General features: G+C 61.8%; 13 protein-coding genes. 6 read left to right on the plus strand and 7 right to left on the minus strand.

What is annotated here, in order from left to right; genetic code table 11:
- Positions 1 to 6: 6 nt before the first annotated feature.
- The 4 genes from ORL50_RS14620 to ORL50_RS14635 all read right to left on the minus strand — a co-directional run bounded on the left by ORL50_RS14620 (position 7) and on the right by ORL50_RS14635 (position 5,027).
- On the minus strand, positions 7 to 1,677 hold the full coding sequence (locus ORL50_RS14620) for a bifunctional protein-serine/threonine kinase/phosphatase (protein WP_266016073.1): 1,671 nt from the start codon (positions 1,675 to 1,677) through the stop codon (positions 7 to 9).
- Between the two features lie 7 nt (positions 1,678 to 1,684).
- Positions 1,685 to 2,896 carry a nitrate/nitrite transporter gene (locus tag ORL50_RS14625; protein ID WP_266016075.1) on the minus strand — a complete coding sequence of 404 codons (1,212 nt, stop codon included), beginning with the start codon at positions 2,894 to 2,896 and terminating at the stop codon, positions 1,685 to 1,687.
- Positions 2,897 to 3,223: 327 nt separating this feature from the next.
- Positions 3,224 to 3,799, minus strand: a complete 576-nt coding sequence (locus tag ORL50_RS14630; protein WP_266016077.1) for an ANTAR domain-containing response regulator — start codon at positions 3,797 to 3,799, stop codon at positions 3,224 to 3,226.
- Between the two features lie 16 nt (positions 3,800 to 3,815).
- On the minus strand, positions 3,816 to 5,027 hold the full coding sequence (locus tag ORL50_RS14635) for a CmpA/NrtA family ABC transporter substrate-binding protein (protein ID WP_266016078.1): 1,212 nt from the start codon (positions 5,025 to 5,027) through the stop codon (positions 3,816 to 3,818).
- 222 nt (positions 5,028 to 5,249) lie between these two features.
- On the opposite strand from ORL50_RS14635, the gene ORL50_RS14640 reads away from it, so the two are divergent.
- From ORL50_RS14640 to ORL50_RS14650, 3 genes are all read left to right on the plus strand, one after another.
- Positions 5,250 to 5,657, plus strand: coding sequence for an InvB/SpaK family type III secretion system chaperone (locus ORL50_RS14640; RefSeq protein ID WP_266016081.1), 408 nt, complete (start codon positions 5,250 to 5,252; stop codon positions 5,655 to 5,657).
- 159 nt (positions 5,658 to 5,816) lie between these two features.
- Positions 5,817 to 6,176, plus strand: coding sequence for a winged helix-turn-helix domain-containing protein (locus ORL50_RS14645; protein WP_266016083.1), 360 nt, complete (start codon positions 5,817 to 5,819; stop codon positions 6,174 to 6,176).
- Between the two features lie 75 nt (positions 6,177 to 6,251).
- The gene (locus ORL50_RS14650) at positions 6,252 to 7,271 is read left to right on the plus strand and encodes a quinone-dependent dihydroorotate dehydrogenase (RefSeq protein WP_266016085.1); all 1,020 of its coding nucleotides are present in this window, start codon (positions 6,252 to 6,254) and stop codon (positions 7,269 to 7,271) included.
- Positions 7,272 to 7,525: 254 nt separating this feature from the next.
- On the opposite strand, the gene rmf is transcribed toward ORL50_RS14650, so the two are convergent.
- A complete protein-coding gene (gene rmf / locus ORL50_RS14655; RefSeq protein ID WP_266016087.1) occupies positions 7,526 to 7,741 on the minus strand; it encodes a ribosome modulation factor in 216 nt (71 codons plus the stop codon).
- A 529-nt stretch (positions 7,742 to 8,270) separates the two neighbouring features.
- On the opposite strand from rmf, the gene rlmKL reads away from it, so the two are divergent.
- Both rlmKL and ORL50_RS14665 read left to right on the plus strand, forming a co-directional pair.
- Positions 8,271 to 10,541, plus strand: coding sequence for a bifunctional 23S rRNA (guanine(2069)-N(7))-methyltransferase RlmK/23S rRNA (guanine(2445)-N(2))-methyltransferase RlmL (gene rlmKL, locus ORL50_RS14660; RefSeq protein WP_266016089.1), 2,271 nt, complete (start codon positions 8,271 to 8,273; stop codon positions 10,539 to 10,541).
- A 225-nt stretch (positions 10,542 to 10,766) separates the two neighbouring features.
- Complete coding sequence (locus tag ORL50_RS14665; RefSeq protein ID WP_266016091.1) at positions 10,767 to 13,157, plus strand: sensor domain-containing diguanylate cyclase; 2,391 nt, start codon at positions 10,767 to 10,769, stop codon at positions 13,155 to 13,157.
- Between the two features lie 158 nt (positions 13,158 to 13,315).
- Here the strand turns inward: ORL50_RS14665 and dacB are convergent, their stop codons facing one another.
- Positions 13,316 to 14,776, minus strand: a complete 1,461-nt coding sequence (gene dacB / locus ORL50_RS14670) for a D-alanyl-D-alanine carboxypeptidase/D-alanyl-D-alanine endopeptidase (RefSeq protein ID WP_266016093.1) — start codon at positions 14,774 to 14,776, stop codon at positions 13,316 to 13,318.
- Positions 14,777 to 15,009: 233 nt separating this feature from the next.
- Here dacB and ORL50_RS14675 point away from each other — a divergent pair, with 233 nt between their 5' ends.
- Positions 15,010 to 15,354, plus strand: coding sequence for a YggL family protein (locus ORL50_RS14675; RefSeq protein WP_007896965.1), 345 nt, complete (start codon positions 15,010 to 15,012; stop codon positions 15,352 to 15,354).
- A gap of 47 nt (positions 15,355 to 15,401) precedes the next feature.
- On the opposite strand, the gene ORL50_RS14680 is transcribed toward ORL50_RS14675, so the two are convergent.
- Positions 15,402 to 16,592, minus strand: coding sequence for a benzoate/H(+) symporter BenE family transporter (locus ORL50_RS14680; protein ID WP_266016108.1), 1,191 nt, complete (start codon positions 16,590 to 16,592; stop codon positions 15,402 to 15,404).
- Positions 16,593 to 16,874 lie beyond the last annotated feature (282 nt).

A 16,874-nucleotide genomic window follows, 5' to 3' on the forward strand; every position in this document is an offset into this window, starting at 1 on the left:
CCGCTATCAGCTCTGAAACACTAAAACCAGCAGCACCACGTTCACCACCAACATCACCAACGCCACAGTCCGCCAAACCTTCACCGGCTCGCGCTCCAGCAGCGGCCTGGGTCGAACGCTCAAGCTGCGTCGCTCGCCCTGCTCCAGAACCAGCAACCATTGTTCCGCCGTTTCAAAGCGCTGGGCCGGATCAACCGCAACAGCTTGCTCCAGGCTCTGCGCGATCCACTCCGGCAGGTCCGGGCGGTAGCGGCTGGCACTGACCGGCACGCCAAAACGCGGGCGCTGGAACGCTTCGATCTCGCCATGGGGATAGTGCCCGGTCAGCAGGAAATACAGGGTCACCCCGACCGAGTACAGGTCCTGTTGTGGGGTCGGCGCAGCACCGCCAAAGGCTTCCGGGGCAATGTACGTCGGGGTTCCGGGCAGGGCGCAGACTTGGTCCTGGGACAGACCCGGACAATAGGCGAGGCCAAAATCCAGCAGCCGCAGCTCGCCGTCATCCCCCAGCAGCAGGTTCTCCGGCTTGATGTCGCGATGCAGGATTTGCCGGCGATGCAGCATGCCGACCGCGCGCAAAAGACGCTCTGCCAGGTCCAGCCAGTGAGCCAGCGGCAGCGGGCCGGCGTCGGCATAGAGTGCCGCCAGGGTCGAACCGGAATATTCCCGCATCACGTAGTACAAATGCTGACGTTGGGAGGCGGGATGGACTTCAGGAAAGTGCCGCCCGGCCACTCGCTTGAGAAACCACTCTTCTGCCAGCAAGGCCTGCCCGGCCTGGTGGTCGTCGTACAGGCGCCCGGGCAGGGTTTTCAGCAACCAGGGCTGTTGCTGCCCGTCATGCACCCGGTAGAGCAGCGATTGCTGGCTCTGCGCGAGTATGGCGTCGACTTGCCAGCCCTCAAACATCTGCCCCGACTTGAGCGCCGGCGGCAACGGCCATTGCTGCAAGTGCACCAGGGCATCGCCGATGCTGGTTTCGCCCAGGGCATCCACCCGCACCAGCAGCGCGCTGGCGTTGTCCTGGCTGCCCGCCAGGTGCGCGGCACTGACCAGGGTTTGCGCGGCGCTGTGCAGATCCGGCTGGTCGCGCAGGATCGCCGCGATCGCCGTGTCGCCCAGCACCGCCCAGACGCCGTCGCTGAGCAGGACAAAGCTCTCATCCAGGCGCAACTCGCCGTCGAGGAAATCCAGCACCAGATGCTGGTCCAGGCCCATGGCGCGCTTGAGCACATGCTGCATGCCGGGCTGATCCCAGACGTGATCCTCGCTGATGCGCTGCAGCTTGCCGGCATGCCAGCGATACACCCGGCAATCACCCACGTGCGCCAGGGTGAAGCGCCGGCCGCGAACCACCAGGGCGCTGACAGTGGTTAGTAGCGGTTGCCCGCCGCCATTGGCCTGCAGCCAGCGGTTCTGCGCCAGCAGCAAGCGATCCAAAGCCTGGGCAACTGCCCAGGTTTCCGGGGTCGCGTAGTAATCCTGTGCCAGTGCCTGCAAGGTCGAGCGGGCCGCCAGCCCGCCGTCGGCGCATTGGCTGACCCCATCGGCAATCGCGAACAGGTAGCCCTTGCTCGCGGCCAGCGCCGGGGTCGGTGTCACCAGGCGCAGGGCGTCCTGGTTCTCCTCGCGCGGCCCGATGGCGCTGGCTTCGGCGAAACTCAGCTGCAGACTCATTGCGCCTTCAGACCCGGGCGGCGGTGACTGCGGCAGAACCCCAGGTGGTTCTCCAGCGACGCTTGACGCCATGCAGGCCGAACCAGGCGAGCACTCCCAGGCTGGCGAACAACCACAAGGCCAGCTGGTAGCTGCCGGTACTCTGCTTGATGGCGCCCATGCCGGCTGCCAGGGCGAAGCCGCCAATGCCGCCTGCCATGCCGATCAAGCCGGTCATCACGCCGATTTCCCGACGAAAGCGCTGCGGAACCAGTTGGAAAACCGCGCCATTGCCTGCCCCCAAACCGAGCATGGTGCAGACGAAAAGTGCCAGAGCAGCGTAGGAACTTGGCAGGTTAAAGCCGACTGCTGCAATGCACACGGCTGCTACGGTGTACATCGCCAACAGCGTGCGAATCCCGCCGAACCGGTCTGCCAGCGCACCGCCCAGGGGGCGCATCAGGCTGCCGCCAAACACGCAGGCGGCGGTGTAGTAACCGGCGGTAACCGGGCTCAGCCCATATTGATCGTTGAAATAGCCGGGCAGGGCGCTGGCCAGGCCGATGAAGCCGCCGAACGTCACGCTGTAGAAGAACATGAACCACCAGCTGTCACGATCGCCCAGCGCCTTGAAGTAGTCGGTGACCGACTTGGCTTTTGGGCGCTCCGGGGCGTTTTTCGCCAGCCAGGTGAAAACCACGAGGGTCAGGATCAACGGGATCAGGGCGAAACCAAACACGTTGCTCCAGCCGAACGCGGCCGCCAGTACCGGGGCGATCAATGCGGCCAGCACCGTGCCGGAATTGCCCGCGCCCGCGATGCCCATGGCCTTGCCTTGGTGTTGCGGCGGATACCACTGCGAAGCCAGGGGCAAGGCCACGGCAAACGATGCGCCGGCCATGCCGAGGAACAACCCCAGCAACAACGCTTGTTCGTAGCTGTGGATGCCGTGCTTCCAGGCCACGAACAGCGCGCAGATGACGATTACCTGGCCAATGATCCCGGCGGTTTTAGGCGAAAGGCGATCCGCCAGCATGCCCATGATGAAGCGCAGTATCGCCCCGGCCAGAATGGGCGTGGCTACGACCAGGCCGCGTTGTTGGGTAGTCAGCTGCAGGTCGGTGGCTATTTGCACCGCCAGGGGGCCGAGCAGGTACCAGACCATGAAACTCAGGTCGAAATAGAGGAACGCCGCGAACAGAGTCGGGGTATGGCCGGATTTCCAGAAGCTTGAATTCATCGCGCACCTCAGCTGTGAAGAGTCTCGAGTGGGAACCATGAGCTAGCAGATGGGGCGCCTTGACGGCCGCACCACCGACCCCGTGCTGTGGGGCCAAAACGAAAAAACGCCGCTACCGGATTCGCCAGGGGCAAACAAGGTGAGCGACGTCTTTGTCGTAGGTGGGGCAACCGCCGTTGGTTACCTGTGGTGATTACTTAGCCAGAATTGTGCCAACCAGTTGGACCGAGGTGTGGCCATCGCGAGCAGGCTCACTCCTACAGAGGGCGGTGAACCCTGTAGGAGTGAGCCTGCTCGCGATAGCGCTCGCACAGCCACCCTCCAACGTCAGCCCAGCAGCTCACTCATCGTAATGATCTGCTCGGCCACCTGAATCAGCTTCTGCTGCCGGCTCATCGCCTGGCGGCGCATCAAGGTGTAGGCCTCTTCCTCGTTGCAGTCCTTCATCTTCATCAGCAAGCCCTTGGCCAGTTCTATGCGCTTGCGTTCAGCCAGCTGCTGATCCCGGGCGTGCAGCTGCGCGCGCAGGGCCTGGTCACTCTCGAACCGCGCCATGGCCACATCGAGAATCGGCTGCAAGCGCTGTGCGTGAATGCCTTCGACAATGTAGGCACTGACCCCGGACTTGATCGCCTGGCGCATCACGTCCGGGTCGTGTTCGTCGGTAAACATTACGATCGGCCTTGGCTGGTCGCGGCTTACCAGCACCACCTGCTCCATGACGTCGCGGCTCGGTGACTCGGTATCGATCAGAATCACGTCCGGACGCACCGTTTCGACGCGTGCGGGCAGGTCGATGGTCAGGCCGGACTCGTCGATCACCTCGAAACCGGCTTCGGTGAGCGCGGCCTTGAGGCGTCCGACTTTTTTCGCCGTGTCGTTGATCAGCAGGATTCGCAACATGTCGGCAATCTCCTGTTCAGCGGCTGGCGAATAGTGCAGAGGGGGCATTCAGGGCATGCAGCTTGAAACTGTGTGCATAGCCGGCAGGGTCCGAGCCGTCCCAGACCTTGCCGTCGATCAGCTGGCTGCGGCGCATATCCCCAGGCTGGCAGGCGACACCCACGGCGCTGGCGGCTTCGCGGTACAGGTCGAGCTGCTGAACTTGCCGGGCGACCGCGAGATAATCCGGATCGTCGCGCAACAATCCCCAACGCCGGAATTGCGTCATGAACCACAGGCCATCGGACAGATAAGGCAGATTGACCTCGCCATCACCATGAAAGCGCAGGGCGTGTGGGTCCTGCCAGCGATTACCGAGGCCGTCGGCGTACTCACCCAGCAGTCGCGGCTCGATGCAGTCGAGCGGCGCATCGAGGTATTGCTGGGCACTGAGCAATTGCGCGGTGCTGCGACGGTTTTCGCTGCTGGCTTCGATAAAGCGGCTGGCCTCGAGAATCGCCATGACCAGGGCGCGGGCCGTATTGGGGTACTGCTCGACGAAGGTGCGCGTGCAGCCCAGGACTTTCTCCGGGTGATCGGGCCAGATGGCCTGGGTAGTCGCCAGGGTAAATCCGAGGTTTTGTTTCACCGCGCTGGCGGACCAGGGTTCGCCCACGCAGAAGCCGTCGATACGTCCAGCCTGCAGGTGCGCAACCATCTGCGGCGGCGGCACCACCACACTGTCGACGTCCTGCAGCGGATGGATGCCCTGGCTTGCCAGCCAGTAGTACAGCCACATGGCGTGGGTGCCGGTGGGAAAAGTCTGGGCAAACGTCAGTCGTGGGCGACTTTGGTGCACGTGGCGATCCAGCGCCTCAGGACTGGTCACGCCAAGCGCCTGCAAGCCGGGGGAAAGGTTGATGCTCTGACCATTCTGGTTCAGGCCCATCAGCACCGCCATGTCGGTGCCCGCGATGCCACCGATGCCCAAGTGAACCGCGTAAATCAAGCCGTACAGGCTGTGGGCGGCATCCAGTTCGCCGCTGACCAGCTTGTCGCGCAGGTTCGCCCAGGAGGACTGGCGCTTGAGGTTAAGGGTCAGGCCGTAAGGCTGGGCAAAGCCCTGGGTGGCGGCGACGACCACGGAGGCACAGTCGCTCAGGGCCATGAAACCGAGGTTGATTTCGGTCTTTTCCGGGGCATCGCTGCCATTGACCCAGGCCAACGGGCCGGCGGAGGGTTCATTCATTGACTGTGCACCTATAAAAAAGACGTCGCCACCGATCCATGCGCGAGCAGAGCCGGGTGGCGACGCCATTGTCTTTGCGCTCATGTCCGACGTTGGTCCGAGCACTGATGCAAGTATTGGTGCAAGGCATATGCCAGCGATCATCAGCTTTTCATCAGGATTCAAGCCGCTGCGTGATCCATCCTGCCGCGTTCCTCCAATTGCCATAAGGATCAACGCTGAATGAGACACGCGGAGATTGCCCGACTGCTGAACGAAGCGCTGTTGTACAGCACCTGCGCGGGCAGGCCGCCGATGCACTTTGACGACCGCAGCACCCTCGACCTGCGGATGGCCGATCTGCCCAGCATCCATGTGGCGGACGTGGAGGGCGACGTGGTGATCTGGTCGACAGTCATGGAATCCAGGCCCGAGCTGCTGCGACATTGCGCAGTCGACCTGCTGCGCATATTGCTCCAGGGCTGCCCCTGGTCTCGCACTGGGCAACTGCATCTGTGCGAGGTGCAGGGGCAGCTTGAATTGCGCCTGCAGACCAACGACCAGGCACTGGTCAACGCCCGCCATTTTTCCCAGGCCCTGGACCACTTCATGGCGGTGCACGAGGAGCTGTGCACCATCCTTCGGCCGTGAGGCAGGTGTTTGAATGGCGGTAAACAATCCTACATGCAGGATCGACATTTCCCCTGATTGGTAAGTCGGGAGTCCTACGGAAGGCTGTCGCCCGATTCTCTATAGTCGCGCCACTCATCGTTGAGCCTGGAAGCGCACAACCATAGGGGATTGCGAACAATGAACAGCGGTACTGATTCATTCACACCCGAGTCATTCGTCTTTGACCAGTGGCAGCTTCACAATGACGGCACCCTGATGCACCGGGGCAAGGTCGTCCACGTTCCGCCCAAAGAATTATGCGTGCTGCGCCTGCTGCTGGGTTCGGCCGGCAGGGTGGTCAGCAAGGACCTGTTGCTGGGCGCGGTCTGGCCCGAGACCGACGCCGCCGAGGAGTCCCTGACCCGCTGTATCTACGTGTTGCGCAAGCTGTTGAAGGAGAACCGGGACTTCATCGCGACTGTATATGGTCAGGGGTATCGATTCGACTGTCCGGTGATTGCGGCTGCTGAGCGAACCAATCTGCCGAACTCGTTTTAACCGGTCTCTCGCACGCCACCCTCCACCCCGGCTATAATCGCCGCCACTTTTCACCGCCCAGAGTCAAAGCCGCCCATGTACACCCTGGCCCGTCAGCTGTTGTTCAAACTTTCTCCAGAAACCTCCCACGATCTGTCCCTGGACTTGATCGGCGCGGGCGGACGCCTGGGGCTCAACGGCATGCTGTGCAAGGCCCCGGCGAAGAAGCCGGTGACCGTCATGGGCCTGGATTTCCCCAATCCGGTAGGCCTGGCTGCGGGCCTGGACAAGAACGGCGCGGCCATTGACGGTTTTGCCCAACTGGGTTTCGGTTTTGTCGAAATAGGCACCATTACCCCGCGTCCGCAGCCGGGCAATCCCAAGCCGCGGATCTTCCGTCTGCCGGAAGCCGAAGCAATCATCAATCGCATGGGCTTCAACAACCTGGGCGTCGATCATTTGCTGGCCCGGGTGGCTGCGGCGAAATACAAGGGCGTGCTGGGTATCAACATCGGCAAGAATTTCGATACGCCGGTCGAGCGCGCCGTGGATGACTACCTGATCTGCCTGGACAAGGTGTACGCCCACGCCAGCTATGTGACGGTCAACGTCAGTTCGCCGAACACACCTGGGCTGCGCAGCCTGCAATTTGGTGATTCGCTCAAGCAATTGCTCGCTGACCTGGCCACCCGCCGCGCGGAACTGGCCTTGCGCCACGGCAAACATGTGCCGCTGGCCATAAAGATCGCGCCGGACATGACCGATGAAGAAACGGCCCAGGTCGCCCAGGCCCTGATTGAGACCGGAATGGACGCCGTCATCGCCACCAATACCACCTTGAGTCGCGTTGGCGTCGAAGGTATGGAGCATGGTGACGAGGCGGGCGGTTTGTCTGGCGCCCCGGTTCGCGAGAAGAGCACGCATACAGTCAAGGTGCTGGCGGCGGAGCTGGCGGGTCGTTTGCCGATCATCGCGGTGGGCGGGATCACCGAAGGCAAGCACGCGGCCGAAAAAATCGCCGCTGGGGCAAGCCTGGTGCAGATCTACTCCGGGTTCATCTACAAGGGCCCTGCGTTGATTCGTGAGTCTGTGGACGCCATAGCCGCCTTGCGTTAATTCCCCTGTGGGAGCGGGCTTGCTCGCGAATGCGGTCTGTCATCGAACATTGATGTCGACTGATACACCGCATTCGCGAGCAAGCCCGCTCCCACAGGTGATGTGTCTACAGTTCAGGACCGGATTTCTACCCAGGCATAAAAAAGGGCTCCTCGAAGGAGCCCCTGGGCCGGAGCCCGCCGCCCGGATGGGGCGTGCGTGGTTAATTCAAGCAGTATTCAGATTGTCGTGTCGGAGTGTTAGGCCCTGTAAAATTAGCCGACGGCGTGAAGTTCGTTGAGTCTGTGGATTCCCGCAGTGCCGGTCATACCGTCCCAGTTGTCGCCGCGTCCTTCTCGCCAGCCGTTAATCCAGGCTTGGCGTACCGACGGTAGAGTAAATGGGCAAAGCTCACGGGATTTGCCACCAAGGCCATATTGATATCCGCGCAAAAATGCTCTTTCCAACGGATCACGCTTAAGTCTTCTCATAGGGTGTTGCCCTCACTTGTTGACTGTATTTTTCGCGTTGACCTCAATTGAGGTCTGGCAGAAATAACCTGCCGTTGGGGGCTCGCTGCCGGCGTCGCGAGCCAAGTTGTTGACGTCGTTGCGGCGTCAACCTGAGATGAGTTCTAACCAATGCGTCACATCGAGGGAATGATCGTTTTGTCATAAGGACGTAACCATTAAGGTGGTATGGCCATAAGTAACTTCATATTTGCCAGCGTTTATTGGTCAAACCCCGGTATGATCGGCACCCCGCAGGATGATGACGTTAATCCCTTAGTGAGAATGCCTCGCGTTGAGTGAGCGCACTATTCGACGAAGGGTCGAGTTATGACATTTTGTTGCACCAACTTTTTTGCCTGTCTTTGCATCTAAGCTCCTTTACACCGAGCAGCAAGGGTGGGTCGGCACACCTTCGTGCCACGCGGGCGTTCTTTTAGAAAAGCGCCTGATTGAAAACCGGACCGGCAATGCGTTGCCCGTTCACTCAGCTAAAGGTTCTGGAATTCCCATGTCCGATCGTTTCGAACTCTTCCTCACTTGCCCAAAAGGCCTCGAAGGCCTGCTCATCGAGGAAGCCGTCGGGCTTGGCCTTGAGGAAGCGCGTGAGCACACCTCTGCCGTGCGCGGCATGGCAACCATGGAAACCGCCTATCGCCTGTGCCTGTGGTCGCGCCTGGCAAACCGGGTGCTGCTGGTACTCAAGCGTTTCCCGATGAAGGACGCTGAAGACCTGTACCACGGCGTGCTCGACATCGAATGGCAGGACCACATGCTCAGCGACGGCACGCTGGCCGTCGAGTTCAGCGGTCACGGCTCGGGCATCGACAACACCCACTTCGGTGCACTGAAGGTCAAGGACGCCATCGTCGACAAGCTGCGCACTCCGCAAGGCGACCGTCCGTCGATCGACAAACTCAACCCGGACCTGCGCATTCACCTGCGCCTGGACCGTGGTGAAGCGATCCTGTCCCTCGATCTGTCCGGCCACAGCCTGCACCAGCGCGGTTACCGCCTGCAGCAGGGTGCGGCGCCGCTGAAGGAAAACCTGGCGGCGGCGATCCTGATCCGTTCCGGCTGGCCGCGGATTGCTGCCGATGGCGGCGCCCTGGCTGACCCGATGTGCGGTGTGGGCACCTTCCTGGTCGAAGCGGCGATGATTGCCGCCGACATGGCGCCCAACCTGCGTCGCGAGCAGTGGGGTTTCACCGCCTGGCTCGGGCACGTTCCGGCACTGTGGAAAAAACTTCACGAAGAAGCCACCGAGCGCTGCGCGGCCGGCCTGGCCAAGCCACCGCTGTGGATTCGTGGTTACGAAGCTGACCCGCGCCTGATTCAGCCGGGTCGCAACAACGTTGAACGGGCTGGCCTGAGTGAGTGGATCAAGATCTACCAGGGCGAAGTCGGCACCTTTGAGCCGCGTCCGGACCAGAACCAGAAAGGCCTGGTCATCTGCAACCCGCCGTACGGCGAGCGCCTGGGCGACGAGGCGAGCCTGCTCTATCTCTACCAGAACCTCGGCGAGCGCCTGCGTCAGGCCTGCCTGAACTGGGAGGCCGCGGTGTTCACCGGCGCGCCGGACCTGGGCAAGCGCATGGGCATCCGCAGTCACAAACAGTATTCGTTCTGGAACGGCGCCTTGCCGTGCAAGCTGCTGCTGATCAAGGTCACCCCGGACCAGTTCGTCACCGGCGAACGTCGGACCCCGGAACAGCGCCAGGTCGAGCGCGAGCAGGCGCAAGTGCAGGTCGAAGGCAACGACGTGGCGCCGGGCAAGTACGAGAAGTACAACAAGAACGGCAACCCGATCAAACCGGCTCCGGTGGTGATCGAGCAGCCACGCTTGAGCGAGGGCGGGCAAATGTTCGCCAACCGCCTGCAAAAGAACCTCAAGGCCCTGGGCAAGTGGGTCAAGCGCGAGAGTATCGACTGCTACCGCGTCTACGATGCCGACATGCCGGAATACTCCATGGCCATCGACCTGTATCAGGATTGGGTCCACGTCCAGGAATACGCCGCGCCAAAATCCATCGACCCGGAAAAAGCCTCGGCGCGCATGTTCGATGCCCTGGCTGCGATTCCCCAGGCGCTGAACGTCGACAAGAGCCGCGTGGTGGTCAAGCGTCGCGAGCGTCAGAGCGGCACCAAGCAGTACGAGCGCCAGGCAGCGCAGGGCAAGTTCGTCGAAGTCAACGAAGGTGGCGTCAAGCTGCTGGTGAACCTCACCGATTATCTCGACACCGGTCTGTTCCTCGACCACCGGCCGATGCGCATGCGCATCCAGCAGGAGGCGGCTGGCAAGCGTTTCCTCAACCTGTACTGCTACACCGCGACGGCCAGTGTGCATGCCGCCAAGGGCGGGGCGCGCAGCACCACCAGCGTCGACCTGTCGAAAACCTACCTGGACTGGGCGCGGCGTAACCTGTCGCTGAACGGCTTTTCCGACAAGAACCGTTTGGAGCAGGGCGATGTGATGGTCTGGCTGGATGCCTGCCGTGACGAGTACGACCTGATCTTCATCGACCCGCCGACGTTCTCCAACTCCAAGCGCATGGAAGGGATCTTCGACGTGCAACGCGACCAGGTGCAATTGATCGACCTGGCCATGGCGCGCCTGGCACCCGGTGGCGTGCTGTATTTCTCCAACAACTTCCGCAAGTTCGAGCTCGAGCCCAACCTGAGCGAGCGCTACGCAGTCGAGGAGATCACTGCCAAGACCATCGACCCGGACTTTGCTCGAAACGGCAAGATCCACCGCGCATGGAAAATCATGGCGCGTTGAGGTTGGTGGAACCTGCGGGCGATGGCGACTGTTACGCCGCCATCGCCGGCAAGCCGGCTCCTACAGGCGGGGTAGTGTCTCGATATTGTCAACGCGTTCCCCTGTAGGAGCCGGCTTGCCGGCGATAGGGCCATCAGCCGCGCTAGCCAAATTAGTGGCTAATAGCTATAACTCAACCCAGGGCCAGTGGGTTTTCCCGGCACTTGGCGTTTCGAGTCTGCCTATATGTCGCTGCACGTCGTGCGCCCTAAGATCCTGGGGTTTATCAGTGAACACGTTTCGGCCTGGCTGGTCGCGCTACTGGTATTACTCGTCGGCGGAATTCTCACCGGCTTGCTCGCCTGGTCGACACAAAATCTGTTTCACCATCAATTGCGGCAACGTTTCCAACTGCTAGCCAGTGAACGTTACAGCCGTATCGAAGAACGTTTCGAAGATCAGGAACAGCGCCTGGACGGGCTGCGCCGGTTCTTTGCCAATTCCGACGCGGTCTCGCGCGCGGAATTCGACGGCTACGCCAAACCTTTGTTGCACCGCACCCAGGCCTATTCGTGGGCTCCGCGGATAACCCGCGCTGAACGGGCGGCGCTTGAGCAGGCGGCCCATGCAGAGGGCCTGAGCGAATTCAGCGTGCGCGAACTGGATGCCGCAGGGCGCCTGCAAATCGCCGCCGAGCGCGACCAGTACGCGCCGGTGCTGTACACGCAAACCCAAAGTCGGCTGCCGACGCCACTGGGCTTCGATCTGCTCGGCCAACCTCAGCGCCGGGCGACCCTCGAGAGGGCCGATGCACTGGGCGGCATGGCAGTGTCGCAACCGCTGTACCTGGTGGGCATCGAACCGACCTATGCCCGCGGCATCCTGCTGGTCGCGCCCGTCGATAGCCCTTCACAACCCGGTGGGGCCTCCGAGGGTTATGTCATGGCGGTCATCAGCATGCGCCAGCTGTTGGCGGATGGATTGCCGGAGGAGGCCCATGATTTTCTTTCGGTGCGGATTCTCGACCTGTCGACCGCCGATCAGCATGAAGTGCTCTACGAGTCGGGCAACACGCCCGCCGCCAGCGAGCTGTCATCGACCCAGCTGATCCGCCTGGCCGACCACGAGTACCAGGTCGAGATGCGGCCCAGCATGGCGTTCACCCAGGCCAACCATTCTTCGCTAGCCAGCCTGGTAGCGCTCGGCGGCATGCTCAGCCTGCTACTCAGCGCCTTGCTGTACGTGCTGGTCAGCCAGCGGCAACGAGCGCTGAAAATGGTCGAGCAGCGCACTCAGGAACTGCGCGCCCGCGAGCAGGAACTGCGCGGCACGCATGGCCAGTTGCGTGGCGTCCTGGATGCCGCGACCCAAGTGGCGATCATTGCCACGGACCTGCGCGGGGTTATCACCACCTTCAATGCCGGCGCCGAGCACATGCTGGGCTACTCCAGCGCCGAGGTGGTGGGCTGCATGACCCTGGAAAACCTGCACCTGCCCCGGGAACTCCTGGCCCGCTCGGCAGAGTTGAGTGCGCGTTATGGCAAGCCGATTCCCACCTGCCAGGCGATGCTGGTCGAGGGCGGCGAGGAGGGCGGCCACGAAGCGCGGGAATGGACGCTGGTGCGTAGCGACGGCAGTCATCTGACGGTGAACATGCTCGCCACGCCGGTGCTCGACGAGCAGGGGCTGTGGGTCGGCCACCTGGCAATCTGCATCGACATCACCGAGCGCAAGCGCGTCCACGAGGCGCTGGCGGCGCGTGATCTGCTACTGAAGAAACTCAGCGCCCACGTGCCTGGGGGCATCTACCAGTTCAAGATGGAATTCGACGGGCGCTTCAGCGTGATCTACGCCAGTGACGGCATCCGCGAGATCTATGAACTCGAACCGGACGTGCTGCTGCTCAATGCCGAAGCGATCTTCACGCGCATTCATCCACAGGACACCACGCGGGTGCGCGCCTCGATCCGGGCTTCGGCGGACACCCTCAGCCCATGGCGCGAGGAATACCGCGTGCAGCTGCCAATTCGCGGGTTGCGTTGGGTGCGCGGCGAGGCGACTCCCGAGGAGCTGCCGGGTGGCGGGGTGCTGTGGCACGGTTACATCTCCGATATCTCCGACCTCAAGCGCGTGGAAGAGGAGCTGCGCGCGTTGTCAGTCACCGACTCGCTGACGGGGATCCACAACCGCCGCTATTTCCAGGAACGCCTGACTACCGAAATGGCTCGGGTCGAGCGCGGTGGCGGCGAGTTGTCGGTGATCATGCTCGATGTCGACCACTTCAAGCGCATCAATGACCAGCATGGTCACGCTGTGGGCGACCGGGTGCTGCAGGCGGTGTGCGAGCGCATCGGCCATCGGCTGCGACGCACGGATGTGTTCTGCCGCCTGGGCGGCGAAGAGTTCATGGTGCTGTGCCCGGACATCAGCGGCGAACACGCCCATGTGCTGGCGCTGCAACTGTGGCAGGCGCTGCGCAGCGCGCCGATCGACGGCGTGGGGATAGTCACCGCAAGTTTCGGGATTGCCAGCTGGCGCCCCGGTGAAGGGGCGGATGCACTGTTGTTGCGGGCAGATTCGGGGGTGTATGCGGCGAAACAGGCGGGACGGGATCGGGTCGAGGCGGAAATGACCTGAAGGAGGTCTGCGCACCCTGTGGGAGCGGGCTTGCTCGCGAATGCTGACTGACATTCAACATCGATGTGGACTGACACCCCGCCTTCGCGAGCAAGCCCGCTCCCACAGGTGGAGTGTCATTCACCATTGATGTCAGTGCCCATTGGATCTGCTGTGGATTACAAAACCGAAGCAGTCTCAGGCAATTTCGGCTGGCGATACAGGTCCAGCAGCACCTGGTCCAGCACCGACGATGCACCGAACGGTGCCTTGTCGTTGAGGATCGCCACTACCGCCCAGGTATTACCATTGACGTCGCGGCTGAAGCCGGAAATCGCCCGTACGGTGTTCAAGGTGCCGGTCTTGACGTGAGCTTCACCGCGCATCGCCGTGGTCTTCAAGCGTTTGCGCATGGTGCCGTCGGTGCCGGCAATCGGCATGGAGCTGATGAACTCGGCGGCGTACGGGCTGCGCCATGCGGCCTGGAGCATCGCCGCCATTTCACGGGCACTCACGCGCTCGGCGCGGGACAGGCCGGAGCCGTTCTCCATGATCAGGTGCGGCGCGGTAATGCCTTTTTTCGCCAGCCATTGGCGCACCACGCGCTGGGCCGCCTTGGCGTCATCGCCGTCGGCGTCGGTGCGATAGCGCTGGCCGAGGCTCAGGAACAGCTGCTGGGCCATGGTGTTGTTACTGTACTTGTTGATGTCGCGGATGATTTCCGCCAGGTCCGGCGAGTAGGCCCGGGCCAGCAACTTGGCGCCGCTTGGCGTCGGGGCCAGCAGGTCCTTGCCCTGGATACTGCCGCCCAGTTCCTTCCAGATCGCGCGGACGGCGCCTGCGGTGTAGGTCGCGTGGTCAAGCAGCGACAGATAGGTCTGCGAGCTGCAGCCTTCGCCCAGCTGGCCGCCCACCGTCACGGTGACGCTGCCATCGGCCTGGGGCACCGGGTTGTAGCGCACGCCACCGGTGCATTGTTTGGAATTGATCGCCTTGACCTGGTTTTCGATGCGAATCGACGCGATTGGCGGCTCGACCGACACCAGCACCCGGCCGTTATCGTTGCGCGCGACAAAGCGCAGCGCCTTGAGGTTGACCAGCAACGAGTCGGGCTTGACCAGGAATGGCTTGTTCTCGTCATTGCCGTCGTCGTTGAATTCGGGCAGCTGCGGCTGGGTGAAGAAGTTGCGGTCCAGCACCAGGTTGCCGGTAATTTGCGTAACGCCATTGGCGCGCAGGTCACGCATCAACAGCCAGAGTTTTTCCATGTTCAGCTTCGGGTCACCGCCACCCTTGAGGTAGAGGTTGCCGTTGAGGATGCCGCCGCTCAGGGTGCCATCGGTGTAGAACTCGGTTTTCCACTGGTGATTCGGGCCGAGCATTTCCAGCGCCGCATAGGTGGTCACCAGTTTCATGGTCGAGGCCGGGTTGACCGACACGTCGGCGTTGTAGATGGTCGGCGTGCCCGGGCCATTGAGAGGGATCAGCACCAGGGACAGGGCGCTGCCAGGCAGTTTGCTGGCCTTCAGGGCTTTTTCGACGTTGGGGGTCAGGCCGGTGTTGATGGGTGCGGCGTTAACAGGAAAGGCCAGTGGGAGAAGGAGACCGGCCAGCAACAATGGACGCAAAGATTTGATCATGTGAAATAGAACCCTGCAGTCGAGGGGGAAAAAGGCGAGGGCATGAAGATAAATTCCCTCAGTGGTCATGAAAGTGTCGGCATTATGCCCCAAGGTGTATCCGCTTGTGCCGTGCCTGAGGCGGCTAATCCGCTATTTTTTACCAGCGGTAGGTCGCACTTCCCACAGAGACGGGCAATCGGCGGCTTAAACTGCTAAAGTGCCGCCCGTTATTACTTATGAGGATTGTTCCAATGGCGACTAACCGTTCCCAGCGTCTGCGCAAAAAATTGTGCGTCGATGAATTTCAAGAGCTGGGTTTCGAACTGAACCTGGATTTCAAAGAAGATTTGGCTGATGAAGCCATTGATGCTTTCCTCGACGCGTTCCTGAAAGAAGCCATGGAAGCCAACGGCCTGGGCTATGTTGGCGGCGACGACTTCGGTCTGGTATGCCTGCAGAAGCGTGGCTCGGTGTCCGAAGAGCAACGTGCAGCTGTTGAAGCCTGGCTCAAAGGCCGCAGCGAACTGACCGAAGCGACGGTCAGCCCGCTGATCGACGTCTGGTACCCGGAAAAGCCGATCAATCCGGTAGCTTGATGTTGTAGAAAAAACGGCGACCCAAGGGTCGCCGTTTTTTTTGTGTTTCAGGCCTTGCGCCAGTTCAGGATCACCAGCGTCAACACCCCCGCCACAATCCCCCAAAATGCCGAACCGATGGAAAACAGCGTCAGCCCCGACGCCGTGACCATAAAGGTGATCAGCGCCGCTTCACGCTCCTTGACCTCGGTCATGGCAATGCTCAAGCCATTGATGATCGAGCCGAACAACGCCAGCGCCGCAATCGACAGCACCAGCTCCTTGGGCAGTGCCGCGAACAACGCCGCCAGCGTGGCGCCGAACACCCCGGCGATGCCATAGAAAATCCCGCACCACACCGCCGCCGTATAACGCTTGTTGCGATCTTCATGGGCATGGGGCCCGGTGCAGATGGCTGCGCTGATGGCCGCCAGGTTGATGCCATGGGAACCGAAGGGCGCGAGCAGCAACGAAGCGATGCCGGTGGTGGTGATCAGGGGCGAGGCCGGCACGTTGTAACCATCGGCGCGCAACACGGCAATGCCTGGCATGTTCTGCGAAGTCATCGCCACCACGAACAGCGGGATGCCGATGCTGATGGTCGCCGCCAGCGAGAAGTGCGGGGTGGTCCAGACTGGCGTGGCGATTTCCAGGTGGAAGGCGCTGAAATCCAGCAGCCCCATGAACCCTGACAGGACCGTGCCAATCACCAGCGCGGCCAACACGGCGTAGCGGGGCGACAGGCGCTTGATCACCAGGTAAGTGAAGAACATGCCCAACACCAGCGCGGTGCGATGCTGCGCGGCGACGAAGATCTCACTGCCGATCTTGAACAGGATGCCCGCGAGCAATGCCGCCGCCAGGGATGCCGGGATTTTTTTCACCAGGCGTTCGAAACTGCCGGTCAAACCACAAATGGTCACCAGCAGCGCGCAGGTGATGTAGGCACCAATGGCTTCGCCGTAGCTCACGCCGCCCAGGCTGGTGATCAGCAATGCAGCGCCGGGAGTCGACCAGGCGATGGTGATCGGCGTGCGATAGCGCAGGGACAGGCCGATGGAGCACACCGCCATGCCGATCGAGATCGCCCAGATCCACGACGAAATCTGCCCGCTGCTCAGGCCGGCGGCTTGTCCGGCCTGGAACATCAGCACCAGGGAGCTGGTGTAGCCGGTCATCATGGCGATAAAGCCAGCGACGATGGCCGAAGGCGAGGTATCGGCCAAGGGGCGAAGCTGCGTATGGGTGGCGTCGTTCATGACGGGTGTTCCTTATACCTATGAAGATGTCTGCAGTGATGCATAACCCTATGGGAACAAATGTGGGAGCAAGGCTTGCCCGCGATGGCGTTTGCGAGGTCGCCATCGCGGGCAAGCCTTGCTCCCACAGGATTTGCACCCACAGGAATTGTGCAGAGCTGCAAATCTGCGGATTCTGCGATCAAGCCTAAACTCAAAGGTAACCATTCGTTGCAATACAGCAGAGCCAACAATCAGCCATACAGTCGTGTTGCCACCATCCATTGTGTACAATCGCCGTGT

The sequence above is a fragment of the Pseudomonas sp. RIT-562 genome, assembly GCF_026241895.1.
GTDB lineage: Bacteria > Pseudomonadota > Gammaproteobacteria > Pseudomonadales > Pseudomonadaceae > Aquipseudomonas > Aquipseudomonas mandelii_F.

Excerpts from the sequence above, each read along its gene's own strand:
- ORL50_RS14620 (WP_266016073.1), bottom strand. The coding sequence starts at position 1,677 with ATGAGTCTGCAGCTGAGTTTCGCCGAAGCCAGCGCCATCGGGCCGCGC.
- ORL50_RS14625 (WP_266016075.1), bottom strand. The coding sequence starts at position 2,896 with ATGAATTCAAGCTTCTGGAAATCCGGCCATACCCCGACTCTGTTCGCG.
- ORL50_RS14630 (WP_266016077.1), bottom strand. The coding sequence starts at position 3,799 with ATGTTGCGAATCCTGCTGATCAACGACACGGCGAAAAAAGTCGGACGC.
- ORL50_RS14635 (WP_266016078.1), bottom strand. The coding sequence starts at position 5,027 with ATGAATGAACCCTCCGCCGGCCCGTTGGCCTGGGTCAATGGCAGCGAT.
- ORL50_RS14640 (WP_266016081.1), top strand. The coding sequence starts at position 5,250 with ATGAGACACGCGGAGATTGCCCGACTGCTGAACGAAGCGCTGTTGTAC.
- ORL50_RS14645 (WP_266016083.1), top strand. The coding sequence starts at position 5,817 with ATGAACAGCGGTACTGATTCATTCACACCCGAGTCATTCGTCTTTGAC.
- ORL50_RS14650 (WP_266016085.1), top strand. The coding sequence starts at position 6,252 with ATGTACACCCTGGCCCGTCAGCTGTTGTTCAAACTTTCTCCAGAAACC.
- rmf (WP_266016087.1), bottom strand. The coding sequence starts at position 7,741 with ATGAGAAGACTTAAGCGTGATCCGTTGGAAAGAGCATTTTTGCGCGGA.
- rlmKL (WP_266016089.1), top strand. The coding sequence starts at position 8,271 with ATGTCCGATCGTTTCGAACTCTTCCTCACTTGCCCAAAAGGCCTCGAA.
- ORL50_RS14665 (WP_266016091.1), top strand. The coding sequence starts at position 10,767 with ATGTCGCTGCACGTCGTGCGCCCTAAGATCCTGGGGTTTATCAGTGAA.
- dacB (WP_266016093.1), bottom strand. The coding sequence starts at position 14,776 with ATGATCAAATCTTTGCGTCCATTGTTGCTGGCCGGTCTCCTTCTCCCA.
- ORL50_RS14675 (WP_007896965.1), top strand. The coding sequence starts at position 15,010 with ATGGCGACTAACCGTTCCCAGCGTCTGCGCAAAAAATTGTGCGTCGAT.
- ORL50_RS14680 (WP_266016108.1), bottom strand. The coding sequence starts at position 16,592 with ATGAACGACGCCACCCATACGCAGCTTCGCCCCTTGGCCGATACCTCG.